Origin of the sequence: Calothrix sp. 336/3 (assembly GCF_000734895.2) — a bacterium.
Classification (GTDB): domain Bacteria; phylum Cyanobacteriota; class Cyanobacteriia; order Cyanobacteriales; family Nostocaceae; genus 336-3.
Map to the genome: position 1 here is coordinate 3819921 of NZ_CP011382.1, position 19255 is coordinate 3839175.

15 protein-coding genes are annotated in these 19255 nt (G+C 39.7%); 8 read left to right on the forward strand and 7 right to left on the reverse strand.

Annotation, left to right across the window (positions count from 1 at the left end):
* Positions 1 to 111 precede the first annotated feature (111 nt).
* On the forward strand, positions 112 to 1173 hold the full coding sequence (locus IJ00_RS16010) for an NAD(P)/FAD-dependent oxidoreductase (protein WP_035154535.1): 1062 nt from the start codon (positions 112 to 114) through the stop codon (positions 1171 to 1173).
* A 697-nt stretch (positions 1174 to 1870) separates the two neighbouring features.
* The gene (locus IJ00_RS16015; protein WP_035154536.1) at positions 1871 to 2224 is read left to right on the forward strand and encodes a hypothetical protein; all 354 of its coding nucleotides are present in this window, start codon (positions 1871 to 1873) and stop codon (positions 2222 to 2224) included.
* Positions 2225 to 2371: 147 nt separating this feature from the next.
* On the opposite strand, the gene IJ00_RS16020 is transcribed toward IJ00_RS16015, so the two are convergent.
* Positions 2372 to 2548, reverse strand: coding sequence for a chlorophyll a/b-binding protein (locus IJ00_RS16020; RefSeq protein WP_035154538.1), 177 nt, complete (start codon positions 2546 to 2548; stop codon positions 2372 to 2374).
* A 501-nt stretch (positions 2549 to 3049) separates the two neighbouring features.
* Here IJ00_RS16020 and IJ00_RS16025 point away from each other — a divergent pair.
* The 3 genes from IJ00_RS16025 (at position 3050) to IJ00_RS16035 (ending at position 7674) form a co-directional block, all read left to right on the forward strand.
* Complete coding sequence (locus IJ00_RS16025; RefSeq protein ID WP_035154540.1) at positions 3050 to 4279, forward strand: LL-diaminopimelate aminotransferase; 1230 nt, start codon at positions 3050 to 3052, stop codon at positions 4277 to 4279.
* Positions 4280 to 4999: 720 nt separating this feature from the next.
* Entirely contained in the window at positions 5000 to 6082 is a 1083-nt protein-coding gene (gene psbA, locus IJ00_RS16030) for a photosystem II q(b) protein (protein ID WP_035154541.1), read from the forward strand.
* 200 nt (positions 6083 to 6282) lie between these two features.
* Entirely contained in the window at positions 6283 to 7674 is a 1392-nt protein-coding gene (locus IJ00_RS16035) for a malic enzyme-like NAD(P)-binding protein (protein ID WP_035154542.1), read from the forward strand.
* Between the two features lie 75 nt (positions 7675 to 7749).
* Here IJ00_RS16035 and IJ00_RS29705 read toward each other — a convergent pair whose 3' ends face one another.
* The 4 genes from IJ00_RS29705 to IJ00_RS16055 form a co-directional block, all read right to left on the reverse strand.
* The gene (locus tag IJ00_RS29705; RefSeq protein ID WP_144416048.1) at positions 7750 to 8559 is read right to left on the reverse strand and encodes a M15 family metallopeptidase; all 810 of its coding nucleotides are present in this window, start codon (positions 8557 to 8559) and stop codon (positions 7750 to 7752) included.
* 35 nt (positions 8560 to 8594) lie between these two features.
* Positions 8595 to 10373: an IMS domain-containing protein gene (locus IJ00_RS16045; protein ID WP_035154543.1), complete on the reverse strand. Its 1779-nt coding sequence runs from the start codon at positions 10371 to 10373 to the stop codon at positions 8595 to 8597.
* Between the two features lie 324 nt (positions 10374 to 10697).
* Positions 10698 to 11780, reverse strand: coding sequence for a photosystem II q(b) protein (psbA, locus tag IJ00_RS16050; RefSeq protein ID WP_035150464.1), 1083 nt, complete (start codon positions 11778 to 11780; stop codon positions 10698 to 10700).
* 375 nt (positions 11781 to 12155) lie between these two features.
* Entirely contained in the window at positions 12156 to 13199 is a 1044-nt protein-coding gene (locus IJ00_RS16055; RefSeq protein ID WP_035154546.1) for a hypothetical protein, read from the reverse strand.
* A gap of 297 nt (positions 13200 to 13496) precedes the next feature.
* Here IJ00_RS16055 and IJ00_RS16060 point away from each other — a divergent pair, with 297 nt between their 5' ends.
* Together IJ00_RS16060 and cofG are read left to right on the forward strand one after the other, a co-directional pair.
* Positions 13497 to 14105, forward strand: a complete 609-nt coding sequence (locus tag IJ00_RS16060; protein WP_082127449.1) for a helix-turn-helix transcriptional regulator — start codon at positions 13497 to 13499, stop codon at positions 14103 to 14105.
* Positions 14106 to 14223: 118 nt separating this feature from the next.
* Complete coding sequence (gene cofG / locus IJ00_RS16065) at positions 14224 to 15186, forward strand: 7,8-didemethyl-8-hydroxy-5-deazariboflavin synthase subunit CofG (RefSeq protein ID WP_035154547.1); 963 nt, start codon at positions 14224 to 14226, stop codon at positions 15184 to 15186.
* Here the strand turns inward: cofG and IJ00_RS16070 are convergent.
* Together IJ00_RS16070 and IJ00_RS16075 are read right to left on the reverse strand one after the other, a co-directional pair.
* Positions 15183 to 16211 carry an ABC transporter permease gene (locus tag IJ00_RS16070; RefSeq protein ID WP_035154549.1) on the reverse strand — a complete coding sequence of 343 codons (1029 nt, stop codon included), beginning with the start codon at positions 16209 to 16211 and terminating at the stop codon, positions 15183 to 15185. The two genes, cofG and IJ00_RS16070, sit on opposite strands and share 4 nt — an antisense overlap.
* A 111-nt stretch (positions 16212 to 16322) precedes the next feature.
* Entirely contained in the window at positions 16323 to 17978 is a 1656-nt protein-coding gene (locus tag IJ00_RS16075; protein WP_035154551.1) for an ABC transporter substrate-binding protein, read from the reverse strand.
* Between the two features lie 607 nt (positions 17979 to 18585).
* On the opposite strand from IJ00_RS16075, the gene IJ00_RS16080 reads away from it, so the two are divergent.
* Positions 18586 to 18915, forward strand: coding sequence for a hypothetical protein (locus IJ00_RS16080; protein WP_035154552.1), 330 nt, complete (start codon positions 18586 to 18588; stop codon positions 18913 to 18915).
* Positions 18916 to 19255 lie beyond the last annotated feature (340 nt).

Consider the following 19255-nt stretch of genomic DNA (forward strand, 5'->3'; position numbering starts at 1 on the left):
ATTGGCAACCGCAAATCTCACAGCAGCTCACAAGCGTCATCCAACATATTCATCTGCTGGAATTCTTGTAAAATCAGTATTTTTCCATCCCTTTCAGCATTTTTCAAACACATGACTGATATTATTATCATCGGTGCCGGTATGGCAGGTTTAATTTGTGCCCAACAGTTACAACAAGCTGGCTATAGTGTGCAAGTTATCGAAAAATCCCGTGGTTTAGGTGGCAGGATGGCAACTCGTCGCTTGCATCAAACTTGGGCAGATCATGGGGCATCTTATATTAAACCCCAGGACAAATTACTACAGGATTTGGTGGATTTATTATGTCAGCAGCAGATTCTGGAAGTATGGACAGATATAGTTCATGAATTTCCCAATGGTGTAAGTTCTCCTGCTCCTCGCTATACTGCACCCTTGGGAATGAGCGCGATCGCTAAGTTCCTCTCTCACAATTTAGATATTAGACTTAACCAACGTGTTACCCATATCACCTTGACATCCCAGGGAAATTGGCAAATCACAACAGAAGCCAATGATACTTTTATCTCCACAAAAGCTGTTATTTTTGCCATCCCAGCGCCTCAAATACTCCCCATACTCCAACCTCTGCAAACAGATTTACTGGGAATGGATTTTTGGCATCATCTCTCTTCTGTAGATTTTTACCCCAGCATTAGTGTTATGGCTGGTTATTCTAGCCAATCTCAACCCCTACCCGATTGGAAAGCCATGAAATTTTCCCAGGATAACACCTTAGCCTGGATAGGTTTAGATAGTAGTAAACGTCCCCAACCCCAACAACCCCATTTTGTTATTCAAAGTAGTGTCGATTTTGCCAAGACATATTTGGATGCTTTAGACTTACAACCAGTAGGGCAAAAAATTCTGAGTTATGCTGCCAATAAACTCCAACTGCCTTGGTTAAACCATCCAGAATGGATGCAGGTACATCGTTGGCGCTATGCTTTTCCCAAACATCCTTGGCAAAATAGTTGTTTATCTGCGGCAACACCTTCCCCCCTCATCTGTTGCGGCGATTGGTGTGGAGGCAATTTGATTGAAGCTGCATTTCTCTCTGGAATTGCCGCAGCAGCAACTGTGAATCAAGAGCTAGAAAAATATCCGCTCTCTGATAATGCTTTTCTCGATTACCTATATCTTCTCACCGACTAATTTTCCAGATAAAACCTAGTCAGCGATGGCGAACATTGCTGACTTCCTAGGGCTATTCTTATCGGTAATTTGCAAGGGATCGCCAGTAAACAGCTAAAAATCAAATTGCAGACAGAATTATTAACTCATACTTAAGTGAAAAAAGTGTTTTTTTTACAATGATTTTATATTTGAGATAAATCGTTGAATCAATAGTGTAATCTGCTCAAGTTCATGATGAGTTTTATGTATTTATTCACTAACAAGTCAGGAAGTTGAAATAATTAGAGTTGTCAATTAAATCAATCTTCAAGGTTTAATAGTTGATATGGCAAAGGTCAGGTTAGCGGTGAGAGGTCAGCAGATGTTAAATATAAAGTGTTAACCTAATTTTCTGCTGTCTCTATCCCTAACTTGATGAATATATGTTCCCTGAATCATTCAATTTATTCATCCTTATCCCATTCTCAGATAGATAAGGAAACTTGTAAATTATCGTTTACCTATTATCAGCATAAGAAAAATAACTATTCTCTAAGGCTCTTGGAATTTTACCTTGGCTATGTCTGATCAGCATTATCAATAGAGTACAAGACAGATGCTATACATGGTCAATGAATGATAATTTTTTGGTTTATCTTGTCAGAAATCGGCTAATGAGAATGTTTTAGAACTAAGTGTAAAAAACCATACTTGAGATGAAAGGAGCTTGTAATATATGAAGACAGTCATTAATTTTACTCAGCAATCCGTTATTGCTGAGATTGAAAGTATTTTACATACCTATCCCTATAAACCCTATCAGCAAGCCTTTGCAATTCCTGAATTACGACAAGAACTAATCAGCTACATTTTTAACCGTATTTCCTGTTTTTATAATGCCACGGAATTAGAACAGAACTGTTCTATTACCTATAAATCACCACGTAGTCCCCTAGAACATCAAATACATTTACAATCACTAATTCAACAAGGCATTTATAGCATTATGCAAGAGAAATCAGATTGGATTAGTCATCATCTGTGTGAACCTACGCAACCAGGTTGTGAGCCGTCTCACTGGTTTGGATAATACCAGGGAATTGATTCGACGGTTATGACTACTGACGATACCAACTAAAAAAACAGTAGGGTGAGTAAAGTTACCCACCCTGCGTTTATATATCTTTTAACTATTTCAAAGGGATGACCTTGATTATGATTCCTGTCGTAGTCAGAACTACAGGATACCCCAGAAATGTAAGAAACCTTGACCAGAGAACAATTCAATTAATGCTGCGGATAGAAAGCCAATCATCGCTAAACGTCCGTTCCAGATTTCTGCTTGGGGAGTGAAACCCCAGCGCCAAGAGTTGCGATCGTCCATCACGGGGGTAACTTTTGTTGCGTCTTGCATGATTTTAACTCCAGAGTGGATTTACTAATTTATGTATCTCTTTGTTAACTAATATAACAATTATTTTCAAAGTTGCAACATTTTTTTATAACTTACTACTTTAGGTAGACCTTCGCTTTCGGCGAGGTAGTTAAGTAATTTAAAGTTTCTGAATTTTGTCATAGTGGCATGGAGACAAATATGAGATCTCGCAGACTCATACGCAGGGTTTGTGCTATCAGATGCGATATACGCCTCTAGGAGAAAGTTATTGATAATAATTATAGTTTGTCCATGATGTAAATTTTATCTAACCTTAGTTAGAGATGATTTTTAACCTCTATAAATATTCCCTTATTAAGAATCTCTATTGATAAAATACCTATTCTGAGCGATCGCTATCCTTACTCCCATAGATTTATGTCCTAGATTTTGGCGATCGCTTTCCCAGGTGCAGGATATAAGCTCTACAATCTTCTCTGACACAAAGTAATTATTCCGGACAAGTTGACTCCGTTTCCTATGGCAACGATTAACAATAACTATCTCAAGCTGAAAGCAGGTTATCTTTTTCCCGAAATCGCTCGTCGGGTGAATTCTTTTGCCCAAGCTCACCCAGAAGCCCCAATTATTCGTCTGGGTATTGGTGATGTCACTGAGCCATTACCTAGTGCTTGTCGTCAGGCAATGATTCAAGCAGTGGAAGATATGGGCGATCGCTCTACTTTTAAAGGTTATGGTCCCGAACAGGGCTATGAATGGCTAAGGGAAAAGATTGCCATCCATGATTTTCAATCTCGTGGATGTGATATCGATGCCTCGGAAATTTTTATCTCTGATGGTTCTAAATGCGACACAGGTAACATTCTCGATATTTTCGGTAATGACAATACTATCGCCGTCACAGATCCTGTCTATCCTGTCTATGTAGACACTAATGTTATGGCAGGACATACGGGAGATATTAATGATAAGGGTGAATACACAGGTTTAGTTTATCTACCCATTTCAGCAGAAAATAACTTCACTGCCCAAATTCCCTCACAAAAAGTAGATTTAATCTACCTCTGCTTCCCTAACAATCCTACTGGGGCAACTGCAACCAAGGAACATCTGACAGCTTGGGTAGAATATGCCAAAGCCAATAATTCGATTATTTTCTTTGATGCTGCCTACGAGGCATTTATTACCGATCCAGATATTCCCCATTCTATCTATGAAATAGAAGGTGCTAGGGAATGTGCCATCGAGTTTCGCTCTTTCTCGAAAAATGCTGGTTTTACAGGAACCCGATGTGCGTTAACTGTAGTTCCCAAAACTTTAACCGCAAAAGCCAGTGATGGTTCGGATGTTGAACTGTGGAAACTTTGGAACCGTCGTCAATCTACCAAGTTTAACGGTGTATCTTATATTGTTCAACGAGGCGCAGAAGCTGTTTACTCCGAGGAAGGTAAATCGCAGACTAGGGCATTAATTAACTTCTATATGGAAAATGCCCAAATCATCCGCCAAGAACTGACCAATGCTAATCTCAAAGTCTATGGAGGTGTGAATGCACCCTATGTTTGGGTACAAACACCAAATGGTTTATCTAGCTGGGATTTCTTCGACAAATTACTTCATACTTGCAATGTCGTTGGTACTCCTGGCTCTGGCTTTGGTGCTGCTGGTGAAGGTTACTTCCGTATTTCTGCTTTCAACAGTCGAGAAAATGTCCTAGAAGCAATGAAACGGATTATAGACAAGTTATAACAAGGGACATAGGCAAAATTCTGGGGCAAAGATAAAATCTTCGTTGCCGAAATTCCCTTAAAGCTGATTGAGAGACACAAACTGTGTCTCTTTCCTATTTATATTAATTATTGTAAATACAGCGACTTTTTGTGAAGTTTATTAAAGAGAATTCAGGTCATGAATGGAGAATATATTAACTTTTACCCCAAATCTGAACATATATTGCGAAAAATTAAAAACATTGCTCCTACTTAGGATAATTTAAATCACATAGCATTTATTTTTGTAAACCAATATTGCATAATCTCAAAATTTTAAATGTCATTTAAATGACATCCGAAAAGCTGTATCCCTTATATATAAATACCTCGATAGACTTATTAAGTATTGTGTAGCTTGTGTGCAATTACTTATTAAAAATTAAATAAAAACAATTGCTAGGTATAAAGAATTAATGTAAAAAATAATTTATAGAGCCGGGTAAATTCCCCAACTAAATCAATCATCATCAAACCAATGTATCTAGGATTTTTCCTGGAATGCAGTGATGATATTTTGTGCGATTTTTAATTCTAATTGGTCTGTATTTAGAGGAATACCCAACTATCCCGGCATTTGGGGAAAACTGTTTGGCGAATTCCTCAGATAAGCAACTCGCTTGATTTCTTCTCTACTAAATTTACGATAGTAGGTATCGAGTTGGGTTGTGTACACACTTGAAAGTAAGTGAAATCAACCATGACCACAACAATCAGAAGAAGCGAAGGCGGTAATGCCTGGTCACGCTTCTGCAACTGGATTACTAGCACCAGTAACCGGATTTATGTCGGCTGGTTTGGTGTGCTAATGATTCCTTGTTTGTTAGCTGCAACTATCTGTTTTATCATTGCCTTTGTCGCGGCTCCACCTGTTGACATCGATGGGATTCGTGAGCCCGTTGCTGGTTCTTTAATTTACGGCAACAATATCATTTCCGGTGCTGTTATCCCCTCATCCAATGCAATTGGATTGCACTTTTACCCCATTTGGGAAGCTGCTTCCCTCGATGAATGGCTCTACAACGGTGGTCCATACCAATTAGTTGTCTTCCATTTCACCATCGGTATTTTCTGCTGGATGGGTCGTCAATGGGAGTTGAGCTACCGCTTAGGAATGCGTCCTTGGATTTGTGTTGCTTACTCCGCACCTGTAGCAGCAGCAACTTCCGTATTTCTGATTTACCCCATCGGACAAGGTTCCTTCTCTGATGGTATGCCTTTAGGTATTTCCGGAACCTTTAACTTTATGTTTGTGTTCCAAGCAGAGCACAACATTTTGATGCATCCCTTCCATATGTTGGGTGTTGCGGGTGTATTCGGTGGTTCCTTGTTCAGTGCGATGCATGGTTCCTTAGTGACATCTTCCTTAGTGAGAGAAACCAGCGAAACCGAGTCTCTCAACTATGGTTATAAGTTTGGACAAGAGGAAGAAACCTACAACATCGTTGCTGCTCACGGTTACTTTGGTCGCTTAATTTTCCAATATGCGTCCTTCAACAATAGCCGTAGTTTGCACTTCTTCCTGGGTGCATGGCCCGTTGTTTGTATCTGGTTTACAGCTTTAGGTATTAGTACCATGGCATTCAACCTGAATGGTTTCAACTTTAACCAATCAGTGCTGGATTCCCAAGGTCGAGTCATTAACACCTGGGCTGATGTTCTCAACCGTGCCAACTTAGGTATGGAAGTAATGCACGAGCGGAATGCTCACAACTTCCCCTTAGACTTAGCTGCTAGTGCTGAAGCTCCTGTTGCTCTGCAAGCACCTGCAATCCATGGCTAATATTTAGCTACTGATAAATTTAAAGCGCTCCCAAGGGGGGCGTTTTTTTATGTCAATTAGAGATTTTTCAAAATATTTATTCTCTCAAGGTACAATTGCTAAATTGTCACCTGTTTGTAATTACTAATTATTGTTTTAGGTTTTGACTAGAATTTTGAGAATTCAATTTAAAATCTAAAATCTCAAATCTAAAATTCACGATGGCAGACCTCACACCAAATTCCAGTTTTAGTTTAACTTTGCGTTTAGAGATACCCAATCGCATCGGGATGTTGGCAAGTGTCACCAAAGCGATCGCCACTTGTGGGGGTAACTTAGGTCAAATAGACTTAATAGAACAAACGCGACAAGTATCAATCCGTGATATTACTGTAGATGCTGCTAGTACTGACCATGCCGAAACCGTTGTGCAAGCAGTACAAGCCCTATCAGATATCAAGGTAATCAATGTCTATGACCGTACTTTTAATCTCCATCGAGGTGGTAAAATCAGCATCACAAGCCGAATTCCTCTGAAGAGTGTCTCCGATTTGGCAATGGCATATACCCCTGGAGTCGGAAGGATTTGTCGTGCGATCGCCCAAAATCCAGAGGAAGTTTATAAACTGACTATCAAGCAAAATACTGTTGCTATTGTTACCGATGGTAGTGCCGTATTAGGTTTGGGCAACCTTGGTGCCGCAGCATCCTTACCTGTGATGGAAGGTAAAGCTATGCTATTCAAGGAGTTTGCTGGTATTGATGCCTTTCCTATCTGCTTGGCAACCCAGGATACCGATGAAATAGTCAAGACAGTGAAAAATTTAGCTCCTGTCTTCGGTGGTGTGAATTTAGAGGATATTGCTGCTCCCCGTTGCTTTGAGATTGAGGAAAGACTGCGACGGGAATTAGATATCCCTGTTTTTCACGATGACCAACATGGTACAGCAATTGTCACCCTGGCAGCGCTGTTTAATGCTCTGAAGTTAGTGCATAAATCCATGGATAAAATTCGCATCGTGATTAATGGTGCCGGTGCCGCAGGTGTTGCCATTGCGCGGTTGTTGAAGAAAGCTGGAGCTGAGACTATCATCATGTGCGACTCTAAGGGAATTATCTCCATCAGTCGCAGTGATTTAACAGAAGAGAAAAAAGAATTTGCAGTCAAAGCTCAGGGTTCCCTTGCCGGAGCAATGCAAGGAGCCGATGTATTTATCGGTGTCAGCGCACCAGGTGTACTCACCCCGGAAATGGTGAAGGCAATGGCTAAGGAACCGATTGTTTTTGCCATGGCAAACCCCATACCAGAAATTCAGCCCGAACTGGTACAAAATGATGTTGCAGTTATGGCAACGGGACGTAGTGATTACCCCAATCAAATTAATAACGTATTAGCGTTTCCTGGTGTTTTTCGGGGGGCACTTGATTGTCGTGCCGAAACAATTACAACCTTGATGTACTTAGAAGCTGCCAGCGCGATCGCCTCCCTTGTCAAACCCTCGGATTTAGACAAAGAACATATTGTTCCTTCCGTATTTGATGAGCGTGTAGTCACTGCCGTTGCCGCAGCAGTACAACGAGCCGCACGACAAGAAGGAATTGCTCGCTGTTAGAGAAATCCTTTTCCCTCGTAAAAATCTGGAGTGCTGAACCCTCAAACAAACTCTTTTTGAACTCAGCACTTTCCATCATCTTCTGGCATTAGCAAAAACACTCCCCGCGTTGGGAGAACCCACATATCTCCAATGCCAAGGCTCAAAACTCACACCTTGGGGATTATTGCGAGGAAAAGATAACTCAAAGCCAAATTCCTGAGCATGTTTCTTTAGCCAAAGATAAGTATCAGTTTTTTCAAACTCAAAAGCTAAATCTAAACGTGGTGACTTGCCATCGGCTAAATCCACGGCAAAACCTGTGTGGTGTTCGCTATAACCAGCAGGAGCGCTGATTTTTGCTGCTTCCTTGGCTGAACCTTTGCGTTGAGTTTGTTGTTGAAATAGCTTCTGTTGTTGGGCAATGGTTCGATAACCAGACACAGGAATTATCCAAACACCCTTTTCTCTGGCAGCATAAATCATTTTCATTAACGATAAAGCGGCTTCTGGGCGCAATGATTCATATCTTTGTGATGCTCCACTGGCATAGCTACTGACAATTATCATTTGGTTGGGGTTAGCTTCTGCATATTGCAAATGTCCATAGGATGTTTTCTGCTTGCCAACAGTCACAGGTGGTTTTTGAGGAGAATCCTTGGTTGCAACTTTCGGAGTATCGAAAATCTCAGTATTCACTGTCACCGGAGAGTTATTGATGGGTACTGCGGCAAGAGCATTGATATCTGTTGTTGGTGATGCAGTGACTTGTGGAGTCACGACTTGAGCAACTTTGGCGGGAGAAAGTTTCAGCCACAACACACCGGAAAAAATAATGCTACTAGCAACAAAAGTTGCGATAATAATAATACGTAGGTAATAGGGAATTCTTTTCCAAAATTGCATATTTCTGAGTTAATAAATAATCCGGAAAAATCAAGCTAATTACTGATAATTTTGCTATCAGATATTTTCCAGGTTCCATCAATTGATTCTAAGTTGTAGCGTACTGTCCGGGTTTTATAGTCACTTTCCTTCGGAATAATATTTCCATTTCTATCAAATAAAGTCCGCTCCTCTGTAACTTTGACTTGAATTGTTGCTTGATTATCTTTCACAGAAAATTCATCCACATTATCAATTTTTTGTACCCCGTACTTATAATAGTGACCATCTTCCTTTAAAGAATTGATAGAGCCATCTTTCCCCGCAGCACTTTCGTATTGTTGACCTGTAGTCAACTGTGCTGCGATTTCTGTATTGTACGGAGGGGCAAACATGACTTTTTTTGCCTGTAACCACTGTTGAATTAAATCCTGAGCAGCAGTTTGACTCAGGGAAGTGCTGACAGCGCTTGTGCCAGTATATTTAGAATTATTAGTTGATGGAGTTGTTTGAGAATTAGATACTTTCTGGGAATCAGTTGTGGTGTCAGAATTTCCCGTATTGGAAGTATTTATAGGAGTTGGTTTTATCTCACTGACTGCTTTACTTGTAGGTGTTGTGGTTTCACTACTGAGATTATTGCTAGGTTGAGCAGTTGGTGAAGCTGTAATAGTTTCAGAAGTAACTAGAGGTGTTTGGCGATCGCTAATATTTTGTTGCTGCCAAAACCACCATCCACCAATTACCGTTAATCCCAGACATCCACCAATCATCAAACCCTGTTGCCACCAGGGAATGACATGTTTGGGGGGAATAACCAAGGGTACAGAATTTTGATTGATGACAGTGGATGGTTGTGGAGATGGTGGTACGGGAGGAGAAGCAACGGTGGGAGGTAAGGGAGTATTAACTGCCACGGGTTGAGGAGTTGGAGCAGAAATTACCGTTGGTTTGCTAATAACTGGAGGTGTGGGAGGAACCGTTGGAGGTATAACAAGGGGAGTTTGGGGATTTTGGATAGCAGCAAGCATTTCTTTGGAGTTGAAATAGCGATCGCGGGGTGACTTTTTAATTGCTTTATCCAAAACATCCGCAAAACTAGAGTTGATATTCCCCGCAAAATGCCGCCATAAAATTTCTCCAGTGGGAGCATCAAAGGTTAAATTTTGTGGCATCCTCCCAGTCAGCAGATAGATTGCCGTTAGTCCTAAACTATATAAATCACTAGAAAATAAGGGTTTACCGATGGATTGTTCTCCAGGCATAAAACCTGGTGTACCAATGACAATTGATTTACTGGCATTTCCTGGTGAACCTAACACCTCGGTTTGCATGGTAACTTTGACTGCACCAAAATCAATTAAAACTGGCTTGCTATCGGAATTACGCAAAATAATATTATCTGGTTTGATATCCCGATGTACCATACGCTGACTATGGATAAAATCCAGCACAGGTAAAAGATTTAAGAGAATTTCCTTAACAGCATTTTCTGTCATCAGTCCATATTGTTGAACTTTTTGAGTCAGAGTTTGCCCTTGAATATATTCCTGCACCAGATAAAATTGTCCATTTTCTGAGAAATAGGCATACAACCGAGGAATTTGATCACAGCGATCGCCTAACTCTTCCAAAATCGCTGCTTCCTGCTGAAATCTTTGCTGTACCAACTCGTACATCTGAGAGTTATTACTGATGGGTTTTAGCTGTTTAATGACACAACGCTTACCTGATGGCATTTGGGTATCTTCAGCCAAAAACGTTTCCCCGAATCCACCACCACCCAAAATACTTAGTACCTTGTAACGATTGTTGAGTAATGTTGATGTCATCATTTCCTCACCATCTCATATAATTCCCTATCAGTTAATCATGGGAGCAACGACGCTGACTATATTATAGAAGCTTGTTTAAATTCCCTAAATTATAACTACAGTCATTAAATTGTGGATTTCTGGAAATATAACGATATAGATGAGCAATTCTCAAAAGACAAAATTTTATAGTATTAAAAGTTACATATTGACTTCCATGAGACAAAAAAGAGAAACGGGAATTTCCACATCTCTCATTCTGTAATCATTGAAGAATTTGATACAAAACCAAAAAGCGCCCTCCCCGAAGGAAGAGCGCTCTTATCTCTTATCAAAAGTTAAGTATTAACCATTGATAGCGGGAGCAGACAGAGCAACAGGAGCTTCAGCGCCAGCAGCCAAGTCTAAGGGGAAGTTGTGAGCGTTACGCTCGTGCATTACTTCCATACCCAGGTTAGAACGGTTAACGATGTCAGCCCAGGTGTTGATAACACGACCTTGAGAGTCGATTACAGACTGGTTGAAGTTGAAACCGTTGAGGTTGAACGCCATGGTGCTTACGCCCAGTGCGGTGAACCAAATACCTACTACAGGCCAAGCTGCTAAGAAGAAGTGCAAGCTGCGGCTGTTGTTGAAGGAAGCGTATTGGAAAATCAAGCGACCGAAGTAACCGTGAGCAGCAACGATGTTGTAGGTTTCTTCTTCTTGACCGAATTTGTAACCGTAGTTTTGAGATTCGGTTTCGGTGGTTTCACGCACCAAGGAAGAGGTTACCAAAGAACCGTGCATTGCGCTGAATAAGCTACCGCCGAATACACCTGCTACACCTAACATGTGGAAGGGGTGCATCAAAATGTTGTGCTCTGCTTGGAACACGAACATGAAGTTGAATGTACCGGAAATACCCAAGGGCATACCATCAGAGAAGGAACCTTGTCCGATGGGGTAAATCAAGAATACTGCGGTTGCTGCGGATACGGGTGCAGAGTATGCAACACAAATCCAAGGACGCATACCTAGACGGTAGGACAATTCCCACTGACGACCCATGTAGCAGAATACGCCAATCAGGAAGTGGAATACTACCAACTGGTAAGGACCACCGTTGTACAACCACTCATCTAAGGAAGCCGCTTCCCAGATGGGGTAGAAGTGAAGACCAATTGCGTTGGAGGAAGGAACAACTGCACCTGAGATGATGTTGTTTCCGTAGATTAAGGAACCTGCTACGGGTTCACGGATTCCGTCGATGTCTACTGGAGGCGCTGCTACAAATGCAATGATGAAGCAGGTGGTTGCTGCCAACAGGGTAGGAATCATCAGTACGCCGAACCAACCGATGTAAATCCGGTTGTCGGTGCTGGTGATCCAGTCGCAGAACCGTGCCCATACGTTGGCGCTTTCGCGTCTTTGTAAGGTTGTGGTCATGGTTTTATGATTGCTTTGGATAATATTTCTGAGAACCGAGTGCTTTTTTTCACCCGATGCAACTATCTTATATTCTTTGTTGATTTTTGTAAAGTAGTTTTAACGTAAATATGATTTTTACACCCTCTTCTATCACCTAAAATCAGGCGCAGGGCAGCTTTCGTAAATGAATGTAAATTTAGGCTTTGGCAAAATAGTTTACAAACAGGCTGATACATTCCATGGGATTGGACTCTAGCTGGGAGGATAAAAGTTTAAGCCAATAGTCTCAAACCCTTGTCATGAAAAGCTTTCCCATACACATAACTCAGAAATATGGGAATTTTATAAATTGCCTTATATATAGATGATGTTAAATATGAGATGAGCAATTACTCACTGAAGACAGTGGCTACTTTTTAAATAGGATAGAGATTTGTCTATGTCTAATCCTAGGTAATTATCCAAAGCCATATACATCCAGTAAAGGGGTAGTTGCGGATCTTGACTAGTTTTCTGGAACCCTACAGCTGCTGCCAGTTCTTCAGTGTATGGGCTAATAGCCAGGGTATACATATCGCAAAGATTAGGAAAATCCTTTTGCATCTTGATCAAGGTATTTTGAGCATCTTCCAACTGTTGACACAAGTTGACATGACTGCGATAGCGAAAATCGATTTGGCAGCTACGCACAAACAGAGAAGTACAATTGATATCTCCAGCAGTAGCCATCTTGATAGGATCCGTTTCGTTTGTCGTACTCAAGTGCAAGCTTCTGCTGGGTGGGAGGAAAAATTTTTCTTCTGAATCTCTGGCAATGGGATAAAGAGCATAAAATGCTACTGCTTCCTGGTTATCACTACGTCGTAAGACTCGCATCCCTGTAGGATACTGTGCTGACCAGGTTCTAATGACTCTGGCAATACGTTGGGGAACTGCAACAATTTTCTTATTCATCCAGTTGTAGTGTTGTGATAAGAAATTTGCTACAGGTATGGCATCCGTACGAGGGTTAAAATCATCTGGGAAAAGTTGTAATGCTTCGTTGATTTTCTCTACTTCTTGGAAGCTGGGTAGAGCAGAAAGAATACGTATACAGGTTGTATTGCCGTCGAAATTTTTATCAATTAATCCTAGGGCAACGAGTTTATCTATCATCATGCCAGCAGCGCGATCGCTACCTTTATCTTGATCACCATAGAAAAGTTCTTGAGCTTCACGATGGGTACAGGGAACAAAACCATCGGGTAAAGATAACTCTTCCAGAGGAGACTGTGAAAATTTGCCTAATTCCTGTTGCTGCTTCAGTAACAAGTATGCCCATAACTTGACGAAATACTCTGCCCGACGATGGGTGACACCGATTCTTCCTTTGATTTGAGAGATATATTTTTTCTGTTGCTCGATTGGAAACCATTTATCGATGTTGGTAGTATTCATAGCAAGACTCCCTGGCAGTTTTTCGAGTGCAGCATGAAATCAGTTTGTGTAAATAACCCCAGGTATTAACCTCTGGTTACCCCCTGTTCATATTGACTATCTCTTCAGAAAAACTTCACCTTGCTTCAGACTGATTCCGTGAAATTCCCATGATCTGATAAAACTTCACTGTTATTGAGCTACTTACAGCGAAGTCATTGCATATGCATGATTGACAACATAAGAATTTGCCTTAACCGCAATATTTAGTCCAGGAATTTGCTTAAGTCAAAGCAGGAGATGGGAATGTTTGATAACATGAAACACTTAATTAGTCGTAATACATCTATCTCAGGAGATATTTATCTCAATCCAAATCTCAAATCACCAGAGCAAGAACAACAGTTAAGTTTACAAGTAGATTTGTTGCAGGCGATCGTGGAAAGCTTTGTGGATGGGATAGTGATTTTAAATACACAAGGTAAAATTTTACACGCAAACGAGTATGGGCGTGCAATTTGTGATCAAAAAAATCAAAACTATCAACTTCCTCGAGAAATTTGGCAAATTTGCGAATCATTAATTGAGAGTCGAGAAATCTTTCCAGGAGAAAATATTTTTCTGGAGACAAATGTTGAGATTCAGCCATTACATCCCCTGCGTGTGCGGGTAAGATGGCTAGAGTTTGACGAAAATCAGAAAAATTTACTAGTCACCCTAGAAGATAGTCAGCAGACAAATCAAAGTATAGCGATCGCCGATGTGCAAAAATATGGTTTAACAGACAGAGAGGCAGAAGTCTGGTTACTGAGATGTACTAATTGTTCCTATAAGGAAATAGCAAAAAGACTCTATATTACTATTAATACAGTTAAGAAACATCTGAAAAATATTCACGCGAAACAACAAGAGATGTTATGGTCTTAGGGCTAAAGTAATTAATCAGAGAGCTTAGACTATAATAGATATATTCAGATGTCCACCTGCAAAAGATATTATATCCCCGACTGAGTTTATTCGTTGGGGATAATTTGTCATTACTGTGATGAAAATTACCTATAGTCCCGCCTATACAATTGTTCCTACCTACGAATGCTTTAATAATTGTACATATTGTAATTTTCGCATAGACCCCGGAAAAGATAATTGGCTAACTCTGGAAAATGCCAAGAAAATTTTTCAAAATTTGCAAAACCATCATGTCTGTGAAATTTTAATTTTGAGTGGTGAAGTTCATCCCCAGATACCACTCAGGGAAAAATGGTTCCAGCATATTTATCAGTTATGTGAGTTAGCGTTATCTTTTAATTTTCTGCCCCATACAAATGCCGGAATTCTGAGCTTGAGCGAAATGCAAAAGTTAAAATCTGTCAATGTTTCCATGGGATTAATGTTAGAGCAGTTAAACCCAAAACTCATGCAAACAGTACATAAGCAATCACCAAGCAAGATTCCAGAAGTGCGTTTACAGCAGCTAAAATGGGCAGGAGAGTTAAAAATACCCTTTACCACAGGATTATTACTTGGTATTGGTGAAACAGCAAAAGATAGGATAGACACCTTAGAGGCGATCGCCACCTTACATCACAAATATGGGCATATTCAAGAAGTAATATTACAACCCCATAGTTTAGGTAGTCGTGAAACTTTCACAGAGGCAAACTTTTCTCCTCATCAACTACCAGAATTAATTTATCAAGCACGAAAAATTCTCCCGGCAGAAATTACAATCCAAATTCCTCCTAACTTAATTCCAGATAAACAATATCTATTAGCTTGTTTACAAGCTGGAGCTAGAGATTTAGGAGGAATAGTTCCTAAAGATGAAGTAAATCCTGATTACACACACTTAGATAAACAGGAGCTAGAAAAAATATTGCGATCTGGAGGATGGGAATTAAAATCCCGTTTACCCATATACCCTCAGTTCGATAATTGGCTAAACGTAAAATTACAGCCGAAAGTCAAATTATGGCGACAAAAACTAGATAAATCAGCCATATACTAATAACGAATTCGCGGATCTACATAGGCATTGAGAATATCAATCATAATACTTGCCATCACGACAATTCCTGCAAAAAATATTAATATACCTTGGACTGTAGGAAAATCACGGGAAGATATTGCCTCATAAAGACGATTAGCTAAACCGGGCCAAGAAAATGTGACTTCTGTTAATATTGCCCCTCCCAGTAAGGAAGCAAAAGTTAATCCTAGGACTGTAATTACAGGAATTAATGCATTTTTTAAGGCATGGGAAACTAAAATTTTTCTCTCAGGAATACCCCTTGCTCTTGCTGCTTCTACATAATCAGACTGCAAAGTTTGCTTGAGATTTACCCGGACAATTCTCTCAAAAATACCACTTAACAAAAAGCCTAAAGTCAGACTAGGAAGAGCTAGGTGATGTAAGGCAATGAAAAATTGTTCAAAGTTGCCGGAAAAAAGACTATCTAAAGTATATAAACCTGTAATTCTTTGCGGAGCAGGAATACTCGGAGGAAATCTATTAGATGTGGGAAACCAACCTAACTGTACAGAGAAAATTAATTGTAATAACATTCCTGCCCAAAACATTGGCAACGAATAGGTAACAATCCCAAAAAAACGCCCACTAATATCTAAAACACTACCAGGACGAGAAGCAGAAATTACTCCGACTGTGATACCAACTAACAGAGCAACTAAGATGCTACATACTGCTAGTTCAACTGTTGCGGGGAAGTAATCATTAATAATTTTCCAGACCTTTTGCCCTCTATCAGTGATGGATTCACCTAAATCTAAACGAAAGAATACTTGTACTAAATAATTCCAGTATTGGGTGATTATTGGGTCTTTTAAACCTAATTTCAAGCGTAATGCTTCTTTCACACTTTCCGGTGCGCGTCCACCTAAAATGGCATCTACTGGATCGCCTGGGGTGGCACGTAAAAGTAAAAATACGGCTGTGGTGACAGTCCACAACATTAAAGGCGCAAGTAATAAACGGCTGATAATGTAATACTGTAGGGCTTTAGAACGGGACATAGGTTTTTACTTGAATAATGCAAATTATATTTTCACCTGAGGAATGGACGGGCAAAGGTGCCCGTTTTACAAAGGAAAAATCAGAATGTACTCTCTTGATTTAGAGGCGATTTACTTTGTGATGCCTTTGTAAATTAAATTTTGTGTGGGGTCAAGTTTGACTCCATTTACACCATTTTGGGCAAAGGCAAAATCCTTATTTTGCCAAAGGGGAACATAGGGAACATCAGTCACTACTTGCTCTTGAATTTGGGCAAAAATCTTTTGTCTTGTGGTGGCATCCTGTGCTTTTCTTTGACTATCAATTAATTGGTTCATTTTGGGGTTATAGTAGAATGCTCCTTGGGTTTGGCTGCCTCCAGTTTCGCATCCTTTAGCTTCCGAACCTTTTTTACAATCCAAGAATGGCTGGATATAATTATCTGCATCTAAAAAGTCTGGATACCAATCAAGTAAAGCAATGGGATAGGAACCCTTAGAAATTTCTTTAAAGAAAGTTGCACCTTCAACTGTATTGACTTCGAGTTGCAAAATTCCACCCATTTTTTGGTCAGCATAGGCTTTAAGGGTTTGGGCTGCTAAACTACGAGTCGGGGAACTAGAAGGATACCACACTGGAATTTTGACCGGATTTTGTGGAGAGAATCCTGCTTTTGTTAATAGTTCTTTAGCTTTCTCAACATTCCCATCACCATACTTCTCTTTAAATAGGGGTTGAGAAACATTAAATGTGTTAGGAATCATACTGTACAGTGGTTCCGCTTGACCATATAAAACCCTTTCATTGAGTAAAGGACGGTCAATTAATGTGGCGATCGCCTGACGAACTTCTAGCTTATCTAGAGGTTGCTGATTACGATTTAAAACCATGTAAGTAACCACACTACCCTGAGCAGTTATAGATTGCCAATCTCCTTTTTTGGCACTTTCATCTAAACTACGAATTTGGTCTGGTTGAAATGATAGGTAGGCAACATCTACCGCTTTGGTTCGGAAAGTATTAAATAAATTTGCAGGGCTACTAAGAATTTGTAAATTAATCCCTTTATTAGCTGGTTTTTCTCCCCAATATTTATCAAAAATATCAAATCGAATGGAGTCTGTACCAAATTGCGTGAGTTTATAGGGTCCGGTACCAATGAAAATTTCTGGTTTAAATTTTCCTGCTCCTAATTCATACGCTTTCGGAGAAACAGGACAAACTCCAGAGAAGGAAAGCAGGGAAGGAAAAGCAGCAAAAGGAGTTTTGAGTTTGATAGTTAATTCGTATTCTCCTGTAGCTTTTACGGAGTCAACTGTATCTGCTAATAAGAACGAAGGTTTACCACCATTCTTAATGAAACGTTCAATAGTGAAAGCCATCGCTTTGGCATTGAAGGGTTCCCCATCATGAAATACTACACCCTGGCGCAGAGGAATAGTATAAGTTAGACCGTCTGTACTCACCTTGGGTAATGCTGTTGCAAGTTGGGGTTTAATTTCCGTACTACCGGGTTCGTAACTGTAAAGGCGATCGCTCATGTTATATATCAAACCTAAAGATGCTAGCTCGTAAGCATCGGCAGGATCTAGGGTGCGAGGTTTTTGAGTAGTACCAATGGTAATTCTGCCATCACCTGCTGTAGCTGTCGTGACTGGTGACGGGGTAGTAGTTGTTGTTGATTGCTGTGTACTACAGCTGACCGCTAGGAACAAACAGAGGCAAAATAGAGACAAAAACTTTGTCACGCTTTGCCACTGCTTCCAAGAACGCAAAAATCTGTTCATAGTCTCAATATTTTTGACGATAACGGTCAAGCATTCTACTACATATATCTGTTTTCGCCTAATTTTCGATATTTTTGTCAATATAAGCTTTTTTTATGGTCATATGATGCGGATTCTCTACCATTCCTAGAGGAAAGTAAAAGTTCTCAGGTTAGAATTGAATCCCTTGATAAAAAGATTTTTTTGATGTCTACCATGTGTCCAGGGAATGGAATCTAGATTTAAAATCACACAAATTACACTTGCGAAAATTGAATTTTCTATAAGACAAGTCAATGAATCACCTATTTGGCAAGATGAGAATTTCAATCTGGAAATGTTTACCTTAAGCAATATATTCCTGACTTATATGAGAAAAGGCAATCTAAGTTAATAGAGTCAATATATTTATTATCAAGTTGCTCTGGGACAGTAATCGTTTTGGAAAAACTGATATAGGATACATATTGTAATAATTTATGTTGATAGAATATGTGTAAATATTTGAGAAAAATGGATATTTTTTGATAGTGATGATGCATTAACTAATAAATTGTCATTTTCGTTAATTTATTCAATATCCACATCTTGTCTTTATTCCATTCGCTAATTCATTAGAGGTAAACCTATGAAAAAATATTTTTTCCTATCAGAAGGATGGAGCGTTGGTAGAATCTGGTCAATTGATGGACTATGGCAAGTAACTGCTTGGCGGCGGCAACCGGAAATTGAAAAAATGAATATTTGCTTAATCGAGAAAGGTGAAGTGATGTGGCTTTATCGTGTAGAGGAAGGTATTATCATGCTGGAAGTAAAACCCACAGCTACTGAAGCCTTGAATAAAACTATTGGACAAGTGATACTCAGACGTTTATTAACCGCAGAACAGGTTATTGAACATTTAGGTAGTGCGGTAACTAAATGTCAGTTACAAAACATTGAAGCCGTTGTTCAATAAATTATTCAATTTATTAATAATTAAATACACCCTATTAATTGCTACATCATAAAATAGACAGATAGGGACATAGTAATGTTTAAAACTTATATCAAGGTTTGAACGAGATATTTTTATTTTGATGTGACGAAAATTTATCTCAAATGGTCAGTCAGAGGATATCTTATGACATTGACAAAATTATTCTATGTATAAAACTATGTAGCTTATTTAACATCTAGTTTCTCTGTGTTTTAAAAATCAATTTATATTTTCGTTGCGACACAAGATTGTGTGTGTAGTCGATACTCAGTATCCGGGCTGCTGATACGCTTGCAAACAGCGCCATGATATAGTTACA

Coding starts and splice junctions, on each gene's coding strand:
- IJ00_RS16010 (WP_035154535.1), top strand. CDS start 112: ATGACTGATATTATTATCATCGGTGCCGGTATGGCAGGTTTAATTTGT.
- IJ00_RS16015 (WP_035154536.1), top strand. CDS start 1,871: ATGAAGACAGTCATTAATTTTACTCAGCAATCCGTTATTGCTGAGATT.
- IJ00_RS16020 (WP_035154538.1), bottom strand. CDS start 2,548: ATGCAAGACGCAACAAAAGTTACCCCCGTGATGGACGATCGCAACTCT.
- IJ00_RS16025 (WP_035154540.1), top strand. CDS start 3,050: ATGGCAACGATTAACAATAACTATCTCAAGCTGAAAGCAGGTTATCTT.
- psbA (WP_035154541.1), top strand. CDS start 5,000: ATGACCACAACAATCAGAAGAAGCGAAGGCGGTAATGCCTGGTCACGC.
- IJ00_RS16035 (WP_035154542.1), top strand. CDS start 6,283: ATGGCAGACCTCACACCAAATTCCAGTTTTAGTTTAACTTTGCGTTTA.
- IJ00_RS29705 (WP_144416048.1), bottom strand. CDS start 8,559: ATGCAATTTTGGAAAAGAATTCCCTATTACCTACGTATTATTATTATC.
- IJ00_RS16045 (WP_035154543.1), bottom strand. CDS start 10,373: ATGATGACATCAACATTACTCAACAATCGTTACAAGGTACTAAGTATT.
- psbA (WP_035150464.1), bottom strand. CDS start 11,780: ATGACCACAACCTTACAAAGACGCGAAAGCGCCAACGTATGGGCACGG.
- IJ00_RS16055 (WP_035154546.1), bottom strand. CDS start 13,199: ATGAATACTACCAACATCGATAAATGGTTTCCAATCGAGCAACAGAAA.
- IJ00_RS16060 (WP_082127449.1), top strand. CDS start 13,497: ATGAAACACTTAATTAGTCGTAATACATCTATCTCAGGAGATATTTAT.
- cofG (WP_035154547.1), top strand. CDS start 14,224: ATGAAAATTACCTATAGTCCCGCCTATACAATTGTTCCTACCTACGAA.
- IJ00_RS16070 (WP_035154549.1), bottom strand. CDS start 16,211: ATGTCCCGTTCTAAAGCCCTACAGTATTACATTATCAGCCGTTTATTA.
- IJ00_RS16075 (WP_035154551.1), bottom strand. CDS start 17,978: ATGAACAGATTTTTGCGTTCTTGGAAGCAGTGGCAAAGCGTGACAAAG.
- IJ00_RS16080 (WP_035154552.1), top strand. CDS start 18,586: ATGAAAAAATATTTTTTCCTATCAGAAGGATGGAGCGTTGGTAGAATC.